General features: G+C 67.4%; 16 protein-coding genes. 9 read left to right on the top strand and 7 right to left on the bottom strand.

Translation table 11 applies throughout. The features are described from left to right. Positions 1–131 precede the first annotated feature (131 nt). The 4 genes from DMO17_RS03820 to tadA all read left to right on the top strand — a co-directional run bounded on the left by DMO17_RS03820 (position 132) and on the right by tadA (position 3,475). Positions 132–770 (top strand): DUF1326 domain-containing protein, encoded by a 639-nt coding sequence (locus DMO17_RS03820; protein WP_110680986.1) that lies wholly within the window; start codon positions 132–134, stop codon positions 768–770. Continuing rightward, positions 751–1,503, top strand: a complete 753-nt coding sequence (locus DMO17_RS03825; protein ID WP_110680987.1) for a DUF2182 domain-containing protein — start codon at positions 751–753, stop codon at positions 1,501–1,503. The genes DMO17_RS03820 and DMO17_RS03825 overlap by 20 nt, the downstream gene beginning before the upstream one ends. A gap of 116 nt (positions 1,504–1,619) precedes the next feature. After that, positions 1,620–2,990 (top strand): multicopper oxidase family protein, encoded by a 1,371-nt coding sequence (locus DMO17_RS03830; protein WP_110680988.1) that lies wholly within the window; start codon positions 1,620–1,622, stop codon positions 2,988–2,990. Beyond that, complete coding sequence (gene tadA / locus DMO17_RS03835; RefSeq protein ID WP_110680989.1) at positions 2,990–3,475, top strand: tRNA adenosine(34) deaminase TadA; 486 nt, start codon at positions 2,990–2,992, stop codon at positions 3,473–3,475. Before DMO17_RS03830 ends, tadA begins: the two co-directional genes overlap by 1 nt. Before the next feature lie 68 nt (positions 3,476–3,543). Here the strand turns inward: tadA and mltF are convergent, their stop codons facing one another. Next, positions 3,544–5,019 (bottom strand): membrane-bound lytic murein transglycosylase MltF, encoded by a 1,476-nt coding sequence (mltF, locus tag DMO17_RS03840; protein ID WP_110680990.1) that lies wholly within the window; start codon positions 5,017–5,019, stop codon positions 3,544–3,546. Between the two features lie 146 nt (positions 5,020–5,165). On the opposite strand from mltF, the gene purL reads away from it, so the two are divergent. The 3 genes from purL to DMO17_RS03855 all read left to right on the top strand — a co-directional run bounded on the left by purL (position 5,166) and on the right by DMO17_RS03855 (position 9,884). Then, positions 5,166–9,062: a phosphoribosylformylglycinamidine synthase gene (purL, locus tag DMO17_RS03845; RefSeq protein WP_110680991.1), complete on the top strand. Its 3,897-nt coding sequence runs from the start codon at positions 5,166–5,168 to the stop codon at positions 9,060–9,062. Between the two features lie 60 nt (positions 9,063–9,122). After that, positions 9,123–9,392, top strand: a complete 270-nt coding sequence (locus tag DMO17_RS03850) for a CDGSH iron-sulfur domain-containing protein (RefSeq protein ID WP_110680992.1) — start codon at positions 9,123–9,125, stop codon at positions 9,390–9,392. A gap of 174 nt (positions 9,393–9,566) precedes the next feature. Next, positions 9,567–9,884 carry a YqfO family protein gene (locus tag DMO17_RS03855; RefSeq protein WP_110680993.1) on the top strand — a complete coding sequence of 106 codons (318 nt, stop codon included), beginning with the start codon at positions 9,567–9,569 and terminating at the stop codon, positions 9,882–9,884. A gap of 57 nt (positions 9,885–9,941) precedes the next feature. On the opposite strand, the gene DMO17_RS03860 is transcribed toward DMO17_RS03855, so the two are convergent. The 4 genes from DMO17_RS03860 to DMO17_RS03875 all read right to left on the bottom strand — a co-directional run bounded on the left by DMO17_RS03860 (position 9,942) and on the right by DMO17_RS03875 (position 12,872). Beyond that, on the bottom strand, positions 9,942–10,961 hold the full coding sequence (locus DMO17_RS03860; protein WP_110680994.1) for an alpha/beta hydrolase: 1,020 nt from the start codon (positions 10,959–10,961) through the stop codon (positions 9,942–9,944). A 65-nt stretch (positions 10,962–11,026) separates the two neighbouring features. Next, the gene (locus DMO17_RS03865) at positions 11,027–11,455 is read right to left on the bottom strand and encodes an organic hydroperoxide resistance protein (protein ID WP_110680995.1); all 429 of its coding nucleotides are present in this window, start codon (positions 11,453–11,455) and stop codon (positions 11,027–11,029) included. Between the two features lie 178 nt (positions 11,456–11,633). Next, positions 11,634–12,083, bottom strand: coding sequence for a MarR family winged helix-turn-helix transcriptional regulator (locus tag DMO17_RS03870; RefSeq protein WP_110680996.1), 450 nt, complete (start codon positions 12,081–12,083; stop codon positions 11,634–11,636). A gap of 285 nt (positions 12,084–12,368) precedes the next feature. Continuing rightward, entirely contained in the window at positions 12,369–12,872 is a 504-nt protein-coding gene (locus DMO17_RS03875) for a L,D-transpeptidase family protein (RefSeq protein ID WP_110680997.1), read from the bottom strand. A gap of 146 nt (positions 12,873–13,018) precedes the next feature. Between DMO17_RS03875 and DMO17_RS03880 the strand changes: the two genes are divergently transcribed. Further along, positions 13,019–13,972 (top strand): DUF6929 family protein, encoded by a 954-nt coding sequence (locus tag DMO17_RS03880; protein ID WP_110680998.1) that lies wholly within the window; start codon positions 13,019–13,021, stop codon positions 13,970–13,972. Here DMO17_RS03880 and DMO17_RS03885 read toward each other — a convergent pair. Then, positions 13,899–14,129 (bottom strand): DUF2789 family protein, encoded by a 231-nt coding sequence (locus tag DMO17_RS03885; RefSeq protein ID WP_110680999.1) that lies wholly within the window; start codon positions 14,127–14,129, stop codon positions 13,899–13,901. The two genes, DMO17_RS03880 and DMO17_RS03885, sit on opposite strands and share 74 nt — an antisense overlap. Before the next feature lie 45 nt (positions 14,130–14,174). After that, the gene (locus DMO17_RS03890; protein WP_110681000.1) at positions 14,175–14,723 is read right to left on the bottom strand and encodes an NUDIX hydrolase; all 549 of its coding nucleotides are present in this window, start codon (positions 14,721–14,723) and stop codon (positions 14,175–14,177) included. Between the two features lie 146 nt (positions 14,724–14,869). Here DMO17_RS03890 and DMO17_RS03895 point away from each other — a divergent pair, with 146 nt between their 5' ends. Further along, complete coding sequence (locus DMO17_RS03895; RefSeq protein ID WP_021700314.1) at positions 14,870–15,478, top strand: CoA pyrophosphatase; 609 nt, start codon at positions 14,870–14,872, stop codon at positions 15,476–15,478. The last annotated feature ends 1 nt before the right edge of the window (position 15,479 follow it).

Genomic DNA, 15,479 nt, shown 5'->3' on the forward strand with positions numbered 1-15,479 from the left:
GCTGCCCTTTTTGTTGCCCGCAATTATTCGCTGCGTGGCTGAGCAGCTTGGGCCAGATGCCGATTCCGTCTAATGCCGGACCTGGTGCGCCATAAGCTGAAACTAGGATTCCCTGCTGCTGAGGAATGCTCATGGCCACTTATGTCGATTGGCGTCTGCGCGGCCCCGGAGTGGACCTGTGCAACTGCGATTTTGGTTGCCCCTGCCAGTTCAATGCCTTGCCCACCCACGGCAAGTGCGAGGCGGCGGTGGGCTTTCACATCGTCGAGGGGCACTTCGCCGACACTCCCCTGGATGACTTGAACGTGGCCTGCACCTTTGCCTGGCCTGGGCCGATCCACGAGGGGCAGGGGCAGTGCCAGGCCTTTATCGACGAGCGGGCCAGCGAGGCGCAGCGCCAGGCCCTGCTGACCATCCTCAGTGGCCAGGAGCAGGAGCCGACGGCCTTCTTCGCCATCTTCGCCAGCACGGTGGTGACCATGCATGCGCCGCAGTTCGTGCCGGTCGAGGTGCGCACCGATCGCACCGCGCTTACCGCCAGCATCCGTGTGCCCGGCGCCATCGACGGGCGGGTCGAGCCGATCCGCAACCCCATGGATGGCTCCATGCATCGGGCCAAGGTGGTGCTGCCGGAGGGTTTCGAGTTCGCTGAGGCCGACTGTGCCAGTGCCACCTTCCGCACCACTGGGGCTATCGCCCTGGACTATGCCGGCAGCAACGCCATGCTCTACGACCTGCACATGGGGCCCAGTGGCATCATTCGCGCCTAGTCGCATCGACTGGGGCGCCGCTGTCGCGGCCGCCGGCGTGCTGTCGCTCGGCGCGCTCGGCTGGTACTGGACGGCCCGCGAGGCGGCGCGCATGGCGGCCATGGGCGAGATGCACATGCCGCCGACCGACTGGCTGTCGCTGCAGGGCCTGCTGGCCTTCGCCATGTGGCTGGCGATGATGCTGGCGATGATGCTGCCGGCGGCCCTGCCGATGATCCTGCTCTATCGCCGTTGCCTGCTGCGCGACCGCCAGCGGGTGGCCAAGCTGTGGTTGTTCTGCCTGGCCTACGCAGCGATCTGGGCGGGCTTCGCCCTGCTCATGAGCGTCGTGCAGGCGCTCGGCGAGCGTGCTGGAATACTCGACCCGATGAGCCTGCGCCTGCCGCCGGCGTTGGGCGCCGCGGCCCTGGCGCTGGCCGGGCTCTACCAGCTGAGCCAGGCCAAGGCGGCCTGCCTCCAGCATTGCCAGAGTCCGCTGCAATTCCTCCAGCACCATGCCCGCCCAGGCCTGGCTGGGGCCTGGCGGACCGGCCTGCACCACGGTCTGTACTGCCTGGGCTGCTGCTGGGCGCTGATGCTGATCCTGCTGGCGGTCGGCGCTATGAGCCTGTGGGGGATGGCACTGCTCAGCCTGCTGGTGCTGGTGGAGAAGCTGCTGCCGCTGGGCGGCGGCTGGCGCCGCGGCAGCGCCGCGCTGCTGATTGCCGCCGCCCTGGCGCTGTGGTTCTGGTAGCTGCGACATCGCGGCGTTCGACTTTGTCGGAGGCTGCCGAATAAAATGAGGCTGCTTCCCATTTGCTCCAGGCGCCGAGCCGGGATCGGCGCCTGTGCCGCTCGCGTAGGTGATCGATGAAATTGACCCGCAGACAGGTCCTCGCCGGCCTGGTCGGCCTCGGCGTGGCCGGTCTCGGCGCCGCTGGCGTGCGCTACTGGCTGGGCCGCCCGCAGAACCTGGCGACCCATGACTACGAGCTGATCGCCGCGCCGCTGGACCTGGAGCTGGTGCCGGGGCACCAGACCCCGGCCTGGGCCTACGGCGGCCAGGCCCCGGGCCTGGAGCTGCGCTGCCGCCAGGGCGAGCGTCTGCGCGTGCGCTTCGTCAACCGGCTGGAAGTGGAGACCACCATCCACTGGCACGGCATCCGCCTGCCGCTGGAGATGGACGGCGTGCCCTACGTCTCGCAACTGCCGGTCAAGCCCGGCGAGTACTTCGACTACGACTTCGTCTGCCCGGACGCCGGCAGCTACTGGTACCACCCGCACACCGCCAGCGCCGAGCAGCTGGGTCGTGGTCTGGTCGGGCCGTTGATCGTCGAGGAGCGCGAGCCGAGCGGCTTTCGCCACGAGCGCACGCTGTGCCTGAAAACCTGGCACGTGGACGAGCAGGGCGCCTTCAGCGACTTCCTGGTGCCGCGCCAGGCCGCCCGCGAGGGTACCCGCGGGCGCCTGTCGACCGTCAATGGCGTGCCCAACCCGACCCTGGAGCTGCCGGCAGGCCAGGTGGTGCGCCTGCGCCTGATCAACGTCGACAACACCATCACCTACCGCCTCAACCTGCCGGGCGGTGAGGCGCGCATCTACGCGCTGGATGGCAACCCCGTGGCGCCGCGCCCGCTGGGCAAGGATTACTGGCTGGGCCCGGGCATGCGCCTCGACCTGGCGCTCAGGGTGCCGGCCGCCGGCATCGAGCTGCCGCTGCGCAACGGCCCGCTGCGCCTGGCGACCATCAGGAGTGTGACCAGCGCCGAGGCGTCGGGCGACTGGCCGCCGGCCTTGCCGGCCAACCCGCTGGCCGAGCCGGACCTGTCCCGGGCCGAGACCCTGCGTTTCAACTTCGAGTGGGCGGCGGCGCTGTCTGGCGACGTGGCCAAAGGCGGCAGCTACAGGTACTGGCAGATCAACGGCCAGGCCTGGGACATCAACGACAAGACCTGCGCCGAGCGGCCCATCGCCAGCCTCAAGCGCGGTGGCCACTACGTCTTCGTGCTGCGCAACATGGCCCAGTACCAGCACCCCATCCACCTGCACGGCATGAGCTTCAAGGTGCTGGATTCCGATCGCAAGGACCTAGTGCCGTACTTCACCGATACCTACCTGCTGGGCAAGAACGAGACGGCGCGCATCGCCTTCGTCGCCGATAATCCGGGGGTGTGGATGTTCCACTGCCATGTGATCGACCATATGGAAACCGGCCTGATGGCCGCCATCGAGGTGGTCTGATGCGCCAACCGAAGATCATCGACCGCAGCCAGGATGAGCGTTTCATGCGCGAGGCGCTGGCGCTGGCCGCCGAGGGGGCACAAAGGGGCGAGGTGCCGGTGGGCGCCGTGCTGGTACAGGACGGCGAGGTGATCGGCCGCGGCTTCAACTGCCCGATCTCCACCAGTGACCCCAGTGCCCACGCCGAGATGGTGGCGATCCGCGCCGCCGCCAGCGCCGTGCAGAACTACCGCCTGCCCGGCAGCACCCTGTACGTGACCCTGGAGCCCTGCAGCATGTGCGCCGGGCTGATCGTGCATTCGCGCGTCAGTCGGGTGGTCTACGGCACCACCGAGCCCAAGGCCGGGGTGGCGGTCAGTCGGGGCCAGTTCTTCACCCAGGATTTTCTCAACCATCGGGTGCTGATCGAGGGCGGGCTGCTGGCGCAGGAATGCGGCGAGATGCTCAGCGCCTTCTTCAAGGCGCGGCGCAGCGGCGACAGGTAGTCTTCGGGGCTGGCGTTGCCTATCCCGGGACCGAAGCAGGTCACAGCCTTTCCCGGATTGCATCCGGGCTACAGCTGGGTCGGCTCTTCCTTGGGAATGGTCTTGTTCACCCCCGGCACATGCAGGCCGCTCTCGGCCACGCGGGTGCCTTCCAGCTGCGGCTGGGTCACCCAGTTGAGGATGTCGTAGTAGCGCCGCACGTTGCGCACGAAGTGCACGGTCTCGCCGCCGCGCGCGTAGCCATAGCGGGTCTTGCTGTACCAGCGCTTCTGCGCCAGGCGCGGCAGCATCTTCTGCACGTCCAGCCACTTGTTCGGGTTGAGGCCCTCGGCCTGTGCCAGCTTGCGCGCGTCCGCCAGGTGGGCGATGCCGATGTTGTAGGCGGCCAGGGCGAACCAGGTGCGGTCCGGCTCGCTCATGTCCTCGGTCAGGCCGCTGTGCACCAGGGCGAAGTACTTGGCACCACCGGCGATGCTCTGCCGCGGGTCCAGGCGGTTGACCACGCCCATGGCCTGTGCGGTGTTCTGGGTCAGCATCATCAGGCCGCGCACGCCGGTCTTGGAGGTGGCGTCCGGGGTCCACAGTGACTCCTGGTAGCCGATGGCGGCCAGCAGGCGCCAGTCCACTTTGTACTTCTCGGCGGCCTGCCTGAAATGTTGCTCATAGCGTGGAAGGCGCTGCTGCAGGTGCTTGGCGAAGGTGTAGGCGCCGACGTAGCCGAGCACGTCGACGTGGCCGTAGTAGCGCTCCTTGAGGCGCTGCAGGCTGCCGTTCTCCTCGACCAGGGCGAGGAAGTGGTCGGCCTCGCGCAGCAGACTGTCGTCCGTGCCGGCGGCTACCGCCCAGCCCAGGCTGCGCGCTTCGCCCAGGTCGAAGGCGACCCGTACGTTGGGGAAGTACACCTGGTTCATCGCCAGCTCGTTGGAGTCGACCAGGGTCAGGTCGACCTGGCCCTCGTCGACCATGCGCAGCAGGTCGACCACCTCGACGTCGGTGGACTCCTCGTACTGCAGGTCCGGCAGGGTCTTCTTCAGCTCGGCCAGCTGCTCGGCATGGCTGCTGCCCTTGAGCACCAGGATGCGCCGGCCGATCAGGTCCTCGGGGCGGCTGGGGCGGCGCTGACCGTTGCGGTAGATGATCTGCGGAGTGACGTCCAGGTAGGCGCGGGTGAAGTTGGCCTGGGCCTTGCGCCCGTCGCTGGCCACCAGGCCGGCCGCGGCCAGCACCGGGCCGTTCGGCTGGTTGAGGCGGGCGAACAGGTCGTCGAGGTTGTCGGCGGTCTCGATCTTCAGCTCGACGCCCAGGCTATCGGCGAAGCGCTTGGCCAGCTCGTACTCGAAGCCGGTTTCGCCGCTGCGGTCCTGGAAGTAGGTGGTCGGGCTGTTGCGGGTGACCACGCGAAGCACACCCTCCTCCTGTACGCGCTCGAGGGTGCTGGGTTGGCGGGTCTCGGAAGCCCCGTCGCAGCCAGCGAGCAGCAGGAGGATGCAGGCCGCCAGACAGCAGGCGGCCGAGCGGATGCGCAACGCGGTGTGTGCAAACATCGGCGCAGTATACGCAAAGCCCGGAGGGCGCCATATCTCGACAGATTTCCGCCGCTTTGCTAGCGCACGCCACGGGTGCCGTCGCGCGGCGCTTTAGGCTAGAATGCACGGCCTCTAAGCACACCCCTTCCCAGAGGCTGTTCACGATGTTGATCCTGCGCGGCGCGCCCGCTCTTTCCGCCTTCCGCCACGGCAAACTGCTTTCGCAACTGACCGCCAAGGTCCCCGCCGTGACCGGGCTGTACGCCGAGTTCGCGCACTTCGCCGAAGTGACCGGCGTGCTCGATGCCTCCGAAGAGCAGGTGCTGGCCCGGCTGCTGAAGTACGGTCCGAGCGTGCCGGTGCAGGAGCCCGCCGGCCAGCTGTTCCTGGTCATTCCGCGTTTTGGCACCATCTCGCCCTGGTCGAGCAAGGCCACCGACATCGCCCGCAACTGCGGCCTGGCCAAGATCGAGCGCCTGGAGCGCGGCATCGCCTACTACGTCAGCGGCGAGCTGAGCGACGCCGACCGCCAGACCGTCGCCGCCGTGCTGCACGACCGCATGACCCAGCTTGTGCTGGGCGCCCTGGAAGAGGCCGCCGGCCTGTTCAGCCATGCCGAGCCCAAGCCGCTGACCGCGGTGGACGTGCTCGGCGGCGGCCGCGCCGCCCTGGAGCAGGCCAACGTCGAGCTGGGCCTGGCCCTGGCCGAGGACGAGATCGATTATCTGGTGAAGAGCTTCGTCGAGCTGGGCCGCAACCCGCACGACGTCGAGCTGATGATGTTCGCCCAGGCCAACTCCGAGCACTGCCGTCACAAGATCTTCAATGCCAGCTGGGACATCGATGGCCAGAGCCAGGACAAGTCGCTGTTCGGCATGATCAAGAACACCTACGAGATGCACCGCGAGGGCGTGCTGTCCGCCTACAAGGACAATGCCTCGGTGATCGAGGGCTTCACCGCCGGGCGCTTCTTCCCCAACCCGGCCACCCGCGAGTACGGCGCGACCCAGGAGCCGGTGCACATCCTGATGAAGGTGGAAACCCACAACCACCCGACCGCCATCGCTCCCTTCCCCGGCGCTTCCACCGGCTCCGGCGGCGAGATCCGCGACGAAGGCGCCACCGGTCGCGGCGCCAAGCCCAAGGCCGGCCTGACCGGCTTCACCGTGTCCAACCTGAACATCCCCGGTTTCGAGCAGCCCTGGGAGAAGCCCTACGGCAAGCCCGAGCGCATCGTCACCGCGCTGGACATCATGATCGAGGGCCCGCTCGGCGGTGCCGCGTTCAACAACGAATTCGGCCGTCCGGCGCTGAACGGCTACTTCCGCACCTTCGAGCAGGCCGTGCAGAGCCCGCGTGGCGAGGAAGTACGCGGCTACCACAAGCCGATCATGCTGGCCGGCGGCCTCGGCAACATCCGCGAAGAGCATGTGCAGAAGGGCGAGATCTCGGTCGGCGCCAAGCTGATCGTGCTCGGTGGCCCGGCCATGCTGATCGGCCTGGGCGGCGGCGCCGCCTCCTCCATGGCCACCGGCGCCAGCTCCGCCGACCTGGACTTCGCCTCGGTGCAGCGCGACAACCCGGAAATGGAGCGGCGCTGCCAGGAAGTCATCGACCGCTGCTGGCAGCTGGGTGCCGACAACCCGATCAAGTTCATCCACGACGTCGGCGCCGGCGGTATCTCCAACGCCCTGCCGGAGCTGATCAACGACGGCGGCCGTGGCGGTCGCTTCGAGCTGCGCGCGGTGCCCAACGACGAGCCTGGCATGGCGCCGCTGGAAATCTGGTGCAACGAGTCGCAGGAGCGCTACGTGATGAGCGTGGACGCCGCCGACTTCGAGCGCTTCAAGGCCATCTGCGAGCGCGAGCGCTGCCCCTTCGCCGTGGTCGGCGAGGCCATCGCCGAGCCGCACCTGACCGTCACCGACAGCCACTTCGGCAACAAGCCGGTGGACATGCCGCTCAACGTGCTGCTCGGCAAGCCGCCGCGCATGCACCGCAGTGTGCAGCGCGAGGCGGAGCAGGGCGATGACTTCGATGCCGCCGCCGTGAGCATCGACGAGGCGGTGAGCCGCGTGCTGCGCCACCCGGCCGTGGCCAGCAAGAGCTTCCTGATCACCATCGGCGACCGCACCATCACCGGCCTGGTGGCCCGCGACCAGATGGTCGGCCCCTGGCAGGTTCCGGTGGCCGACTGCGCGGTGACCGCCACCAGCTTCGACGTCTATACCGGCGAGGCCATGGCCATGGGCGAGCGCACCCCGCTGGCCCTGCTGGATGCGCCTGCGTCGGGCCGCATGGCGGTCGGCGAGACCATCACCAACCTGGCCGCTGCGCGCATCGAGAAGATTTCCGATATCAAACTGTCCGCCAACTGGATGGCCGCCGCCGGCCACCCGGGCGAGGATGCCCGCCTGTACGACACTGTCAAGGCGGTGGGCATGGAGCTGTGCCCGGCGCTGGGCATCACCATCCCGGTGGGCAAGGACTCCATGTCCATGAAGACCCGCTGGCAGGACAACGGCCAGGACAAGAGCGTCACTTCGCCGCTGTCGCTGGTGATCTCCGGCTTCGCCCCGGTACAGGACGTGCGTCAGAGCCTGACCCCGCAGCTGCGCCTGGACAAGGGCGAGACCGACCTGATCCTGATCGACCTCGGCCGCGGGCAGAACCGCATGGGCGGCTCGATCCTGGCGCAGACCTTCGCCCAGCTCGGCCAGGCCGTGCCGGACGTCGACGACGCCGAGGACCTCAAGGCTTTCTTCGCGGTGATCCAGGGCCTCAACGCCGATGGCCACATCCTGGCCTACCACGACCGCTCCGATGGCGGCCTGCTGACCACCACCCTGGAAATGGCCTTCGCCGGCCACTGCGGCCTCAACCTGTTCCTCGATGCCCTGGCCGATTCCGCCAGCGAGCTGCCGGCCGTGCTGTTCAACGAGGAGCTGGGCGCGGTGATCCAGGTGCGCCAGGACGCCACCCCGGAAATCCTCGCCCAGTTCAGTGCCGCCGGCCTCGGTGACTGCGTGGCGGTGATCGGCCAGCCGGTCAACGGTAGCGACGTGGCCATCAGTTTCAACGGCGAGCCGGTGTTCGGTGCCCAGCGCAGCCTGCTGCAGCGCCAGTGGGCCGAGACCAGCTACCAGATCCAGCGCCTTCGCGACAACGCCGAGTGCGCCGACCAGGAATTCGACCTGATCCTCGACGAGGACAACCCGGGCCTGTCGACCAAGCTGAGCTTCGATGTCAACCAGGACATCGCCGCGCCCTACATCAAGAAGGGCCTGCGTCCGCAGGTGGCGATCCTCCGCGAGCAGGGCGTCAACGGCCAGGTGGAGATGGCCGCGGCCTTCGACCGCGCAGGGTTCTCCGCAATTGACGTGCACATGAGCGACATCCTCGCCGGCCGCGTCAGCCTGGACGAGTTCAAGGGCCTGGTGGCCTGCGGCGGCTTCTCCTACGGCGACGTGCTCGGCGCCGGCGAGGGCTGGGCCAAGTCGATCCTGTTCAACGCCCGCGCCCGTGACGGCTTCCAGGCCTTCTTCGAGCGCAAGGACAGCTTCGCCCTCGGCGTGTGCAACGGTTGCCAGATGATGAGCAACCTGCACGAGCTGATTCCCGGTACCGAGTTCTGGCCGCACTTCGTGCGCAACCGCTCGGAGCAGTTCGAGGCGCGCGTGGCCATGGTCCAGGTGCAGGAGTCGGCGTCGATCTTCCTACAGGGCATGGCCGGTTCGCGCATGCCGATCGCCATCGCCCATGGCGAAGGCCATGCCGAGTTCGAGAGCGAGGAAGCGCTGCTGGAGGCCGACCTGTCCGGCACCGTGGCGCTGCGCTTCATCGACAACCACGGCAAGGTCACCGAGAGCTACCCGGCCAACCCGAACGGCTCGCCGCGTGGCATCACCGGTCTGTGCAGCCGCGACGGCCGTGTGACCATCATGATGCCGCACCCTGAGCGGGTATTCCGCGCCGTGCAGAACTCCTGGCGCCCGGACGAGTGGCAGGAGGACGGCGGCTGGATGCGCATGTTCCGCAACGCGCGCGTCTGGGTCGACTAACACCGGCCGTTGCCCCTCTCCCAGCCATGGGGGAGGGTGCCCGACAGGGCGGGAGAGGGTGTGCCAGACCCGCAAGATCCCAAGCTTCCCGAAGTCCGCCAGGTCAACCCTGGCGAGACCCATCTGCTGTGCCGCTGCGGGCGCTCGCCCGTGCTTCCCGACTGCCCTCTCGGTTGCGACCAGGCCCTGTGCCTCGAACCCGTGCGCCAACAGTTGCTCCTGCTGTGCCGCTGCGGGCTGTCGCGGCGCCTGCCCTATTGCGACGGCAGTCACAGCCCGCCAACCGAGGGGCTGGCGGCGCGCTGGCGACGTTTCGCCAAGGGTGATTAACTCGCTTCGGCTTATGCACAAAGGCTCTATTGAGCCAATGGACGATTTGCCGGCGACGCACTCCAATGCAGAGTTGCGAACTAGGCCACGTGCCACCGCTGAGGCAGAATGCCATTATCGCTGTGACAGTGCGGCCCTTGGGTCGCTGTATTCGTCGATGCTGGGAGGGGCTGGATGTACAAGTTCTGTTTCTACGTGCCGGAAGGCCATCTCGAGGAGGTGAAGACCGCGGTCTTCGCCGCCGGGGCCGGGCGCATCGGTCAGTACGACAGCTGCTGCTGGCAGGTACTGGGCAAGGGCCAGTTCCGACCCTTGCAGGGCAGCGAACCCTTCATCGGCCAGCCTGGGCGGGTGGAAGAGGTGGCGGAGTGGAAGGTCGAGCTGGTGGTGGCCGACGAGCTGATCCACGACGTGGTCAAGGCGATGAAGAAAGCCCATCCCTACCAGACGCCGGCCTTCGATGTGTGGCGGCTGTCCGACCTGCAATTCTGATAGTCCTCAATAAAAGAAGCCCCGGCATGCCGGGGCTTCTTCGTTTGCGCCTGACGCTTACTGCAGGTGCTGCTTGAGCTCGGCGCCGGCCTGGCGCAGGGCGGCCTGCACGGCCGGGATGTGCGCCAGCGGGTTGAGCAGGCCGTAGTCGTGGATCATGCCGTTGTAGCGCACCGCAGTGACGGTGACGCCGGCGGCATCCAGCTTGCGTGCGTAGGCCTCGCCCTCGTCCCGCAGCACGTCGAACTCGGCGGTCTGGATCAGGGTCGGCGGCAGGCCCTTGAGCTGCTCGCTGGTGGCCCGCAGCGGCGAGGCGAAGCGTTCGGCGCGTTGCTTGGGATCGGTGGTGTAGCTGTCCCAGAACCACTTCATCATATTGCGGGTGAGGAAGTGTCCCTCGGCGAACTGGTTGTACGAGGCGTTATCGAAGCTGGCGTCGGTCACCGGCCACAGCAGCAGCTGGAAGCGCAGTTTCGGCGTGCCGGCTTCTTTCGCCTTGAGCGCGACCACTGCGGCCATATTGCCGCCGACACTGTTGCCAGCCACGGCCAGGCGCGAGCTGTCCACATCGATGTCCTTGCCGTGATCGCCGACCCACTGGGTGGCGGCGAAGGCCTGGTCGATGGCGGTCGGATACTTGGCTTCCGGCGACGGCGTGTAGCCGACGTAGACGGCCACGGCGCCGGAGTTCACCACCAGGTCGCGGATCAGGCGGGCGTGGGTCGGGTAGTCGCCGAGCACCCAGCCGCCGCCGTGGAAGAACATGAACACCGGCAGCTCGCCCTTCGCACCTTCGGGGCGGACGATGGTCAGCGGGATCGACTGGCCGGAAGCTTCGATGGTCTTCTCGCTGACGGTCACGCCGGACAGATCGACCTTGACCGAGGCCTGGGCGCCGACCAGCACGGCGCGGGCATCCTGCGGGCTGAGGGTTTCCAGCGGCTGGCCGCCGCCGGCTTCCAGGGCCTGGAGGAAGGCCTGGGTGTTGTGTTCCACGCCGGGGCTGCCGGCGGCGAAGGCGTTACCGATGGCGGCTGCGAGAACAGCGCCGGAAAGCAGTTTGCTGACGTTTTTCATGATTCTGTTCCTCGTAGCTTGGGTTATCGCGGCGGGCACTGCCGTGCAGGCCCGCCCGGTTCGGTTCAGACGGCGACGTTCAGGCGCACGTCGATGTTGCCGCGGGTGGCGTTGGAGTAAGGGCAGACCTGGTGAGCGGCGGCGACCAGCTCTTCGGCGACGGCGCGGTCGATGCCCGGCAGGCTGATGTTCAGCTCCACTTCAAGGCCGAAGCCGCCGGGGATCTGGCCGATGCCGACCTTGCCGGTGATCGAGGCGTCGGCCGGGAAGGCCTGCTTCTTCTGGCTGGCGACGAACTTCAGGGCACCGATGAAGCAGGCCGAGTAGCCGGCGGCGAACAGCTGCTCGGGGTTGGTGGCTTCGCCGCCGGCGCCGCCCAGTTCGCGCGGAGTGGTCAGCTTGACGTCGAGGAAGCCGTCGGAAGAAACGGCGCGGCCGTCGCGGCCGCCGGTGGCGGTGGCAGTGGCGGTGTAGAGGGCTTTGATGGTTTGCATGGCGATGTCTCCGTTTGTTTGCTGTCTAAAGTTTTGCGCGCTAAGTAAGTGCGTGATACAGAATCTAGTGCGATTTAATTTTGCGTGCAAGATAATTTTTAGATGAATTCAGCCTAGAACTGCGGCGATTTGGGTATAAGCGAGGCGGCATGCCGCCCGCGGTGGGCGGCAGCGGGGGTCAGACCGACTTCTGCAGCTGGTCGCGCAGGGCGACTATCTGCTCCTTGAGGGCGCCGATCTGCTCCAGGGTCATGCCGCTGGCTTCGAGTATGCAGGCGGGGAAGCGCTCGGCCTCCTGCTGCAGGTTGCGGCCCTTGTCGGTCAGGCGCAGCTCCACCACGCGCTCGTCGGCGCTGCTGCGGGTGCGGGTGATCAGACCTTCGGCTTCCAGGCGCTTGAGCAGGGGGGTGAGGGAGCCGGGATCGGTGAGCAGGCGCGCGCTGATCTCGCCCACGGTGATGCCGTCGCCTTCCCACAGCACCAGCATGGCCAGGTACTGCGGGTAGGTCAGGCCGATGCCCTGCAGCATGGGCTTGTAGGCCTTGGTCATCAGCAGGGAGGTGGAGTGCAGGGCGAAGCACAGCTGGTTGTCCAGCTGCAGGGCAGCACAGGATTGCGGCTGTTTCATGATGGGGACCTCTGCTCGATATCTGCACAACAATTTATCGCGCAAATTAACGTTGAGCAAATTTTGCGCAGCGGAAATGATTAAGGCACCTTGCGGCGCCTCGTTCAAGCCGGATTCAGGGGCAGGATCTTGCGAGCTAGAGCCAGGCCAGGCGTTAAGGGCCGAAGGCGCGGAGTTTACACAGAGTAGATGAGCGGACCCGCTGCGCTTGGCCCTGCGGGCGTTCAGTGGCAGGCACTTTCCGGGCCTTTTCCCAATCACGCCTGATTACCGTGCAGCAAAACGTCAGGGGCGGATCTCGATCAGCGTGCCGTCTTGCACCAGGTCCCACACCTCGCGCATGTCGGCGTTGCGCATGGCGATACAGCCTTCGGTCCAGTCCAGGGTGCTGAAGAACCACTCGGGGTACTCATCGTCCAGCGGGGTGCCGTGGATCATGATCATGCCGCCGGCGGGCACGCCCTGCTTGCGCGCATTGGCGGCATCGCGGGCGTTGGGGTAGGAGATGTGCATGGACAGGTTGAATTTCTCGCTGGTCTTGCGCCAGTCGATCCAGTAGAAACCTTCCGGAGTGCGCAGGTCGCCTTCACGCACCTTGGCGCCGGTGGGCTGCTTGCCGAGGGAGATGCGGTAGGACTTGAGGACCTCGCCGCGCCCCATCAGGTGCAGCTTGCGCTCGGATTTGACCACCAGCACCTTGTCCACGGCCTTGCCGCGGAGCGTCGGCGCGGTCGAGGCCTGGGCGAGGCCGATGAGGGTGCAGCAGAATAGGGCGAGCAGCCAGCGCATTGCGATGTTCCGAGGTGTTTCTGTGTTGGCCCTGATACTTCAGGTTGTTATAGCGCGAGAGTCTGCCTATGCCGAGGGGTATGTTCAATCCTCGCCAGCCGGACGGAGCGCCGCTCGGGCTTATTTCGACTCCCCAGGAGGCCTGTATGTCGCAACCCAAGCTGCTGCGTGAGCTGACCCTGGCGCCCGCCGAGCATCCGCACGGTCGCACCCACCTCAGTGCCGCCAGTGCCCTGGTGCGGGTCGCCGAGCACCTCTACGTGGTGGCCGACGACGAGCTGCAGCTGGGGGTGTTCGGCGTCGACAGCGGGCACGGCCGCCTGCAGCCTCTGTTCGATGGCGAGCTGCCACTGGACCAGGCTGCGCGCAAGGTGGTCAAGCCGGACCTGGAGACCCTGGCCCTGCTGCCGGCCATTCCCGGCCATGCGCAGGGCGCGCTGCTGGCGCTGGGCTCGGGTTCGACCCCGCGGCGCCAGCGTGGCGTGCTGCTGGGCCTGGAGGAGGGCGCGCGGCCACGACAGATCGACCTGGCCCCCCTGTACCTGCCGCTGCGCAGGCATTTCACCGATCTGAACATCGAGGGCGGCTTCCTCCTCGGCGAGGAATTCCTCCTGCTGCAGCGCGGCAACCAGGGCGGCTCGCCGAATGCGGCGCTGCGCTACGCCTGGGCGCCGCTGCGCGACTGGCTGCTGGGCATGGGGCCGCTGCCACAGCCGCCGGGCATCCAGGTGCTCGACCTCGGCGAGCTGGGCGGCGTGGCGCTGGGATTCACCGACGGTGCGGCGCTGGGCGAGGGGCGCTGGCTGTTCAGTGCGGCGGCGGAGAACACCTCCGACAGTTACAACGACGGTGCCTGCCTGGGTTCGCTGATCGGCCTGGTGGAGGCCGATGGTCGGCTGCAGCGTCTGGCCGAGCTGGAGGGGCGCTGGAAGGTCGAGGGGATCGCCCTGGCGGCCGATGGCAGCCTGCTGATGGTCACCGATGCCGACGATCCGGCGCTGGCCGCCAGCCTGCTCGAACTGCGCCTCACGGCGACAGCAGCAGAGCCAGTTCGTCGGCCAGCTCCGCCCAGTCCGAATCCTCCTCCAGCGCTTCGCTGAGAAACTGTGCCTGGGCCCTGTTCCAGAAGGGGGCCCTGGCCAGGGCCTGGCCTTCGGCCAGACGGTGCTCGCGCAGGAAGGCTTCGATCTCGGCCTTGCCGGCCGGCAGGCCGAGCTGCTTGAACAGGCCGCTGAGACTGTGTTCGCTGGTATCCATGGTTCCTCCTGCTGGCCGGTCAAGGGTGCAGGAAGACTATAGACCTCATCGGCTGTGCGGGCGCAGTGGCGCGATGCCCTCGTTGCGGATCGGATAGCGCTGCTCGCGGCGGTCGGCGAAGTAGCACCTGAGGGTACGCCCGACGGTGGGGAAGGCCAGTTCCTGCCACGGCACCTCGTGCTCGTGGAACAGCTGTACCTCCAGGCTCTCCTCGCCGGCGCGGAAGTCCAGGTCGATCAGTTCGGCGCGGAAGAACACGTACAGCTGGCTGATGTGCGGCAGGTCGAACAGGGTGTAGAGGTGCAGGTCGCGCACCCGTGCGCAGGCTTCCTCGTCGGTCTCGCGCATGGCCGCCTCGGCCATGGTCTCGCCGTTCTCCATGAAGCCGGCCGGCAGCGTCCAGAAGCCACGCCGTGGCTCGATGGCGCGGCGGCACAGCAGCACCTGTTCGCCCCACACCGGCAGGCAGCCGGCGACGATGCGCGGGTTCTGGTAGTGGACGGTCTGGCACTGCGGGCAGACGAAGCGCAGGCGAGTGTCGCCCTGGGGAATGCGCTGCTCCACCGGACCACCGCACTGACTGCAGAATTTCATGCCGCTCTCTCCTGATTCGTTGCCCATGTTGGCGCCGCAGGGCGAGCTCGGCAAGCCGGTCGATGCAGGGTGGGTATTGGGCGGGCCGCGCCTTCGTGCCATGATGCCGGGCAGAAGAAAAGAACCCTGAAGAACCGAGAATCATCATGCTCGACGAGCTCCTGCAGCGCGTGCGTGGCCACAGTCCACGCATCCTGGAGACCGACCGGCAGCACCCGCAGGCGGCCGTGCTGGTGCCGCTGACCCGCAGTGACGACCCGGAGCTGGTGCTGACCCTGCGCGCCAGCGGCCTGTCCACCCACGGTGGCGAAGTGGCCTTCCCCGGCGGCCGCCGTGATGCCACCGACCCCGACCTGGCCTTCACCGCCCTGCGCGAGGCGGAGGAGGAGGTGGGCCTGCCGCCCGGCCTGGTGGAGATCGTCGGTCCGCTCAGCCCGCTGGTGTCGCGCTTCGGCATCCATGTCACGCCCTATGTCGGCGTGGTGCCGGACTACGTCGAGTACCGCGCCAACGACGACGAGATCGCCTCGGTGTTCTCGGTGCCGCTGCGCTTTTTCCTGGAGACCCCGCGCGAGGTCACCCATCGCATCGACTACGAGGGGCGCAGCTGGTACGTGCCCTGTTATCACTACGACAACTACAAGATCTGGGGCCTGACGGCGGTGATGATCGTCGAACTGGTCAATGTCGCCTTCGGCGCCGGCATCGACCTGGCGCAGCCGCCGCAACCGTCGGTCCGGGTCATCAAGGTCTGAG

Origin of the sequence: Aquipseudomonas alcaligenes (assembly GCF_003205495.1) — a bacterium.
Taxonomy (GTDB): Bacteria; Pseudomonadota; Gammaproteobacteria; order Pseudomonadales; family Pseudomonadaceae; genus Aquipseudomonas; species Aquipseudomonas alcaligenes_B.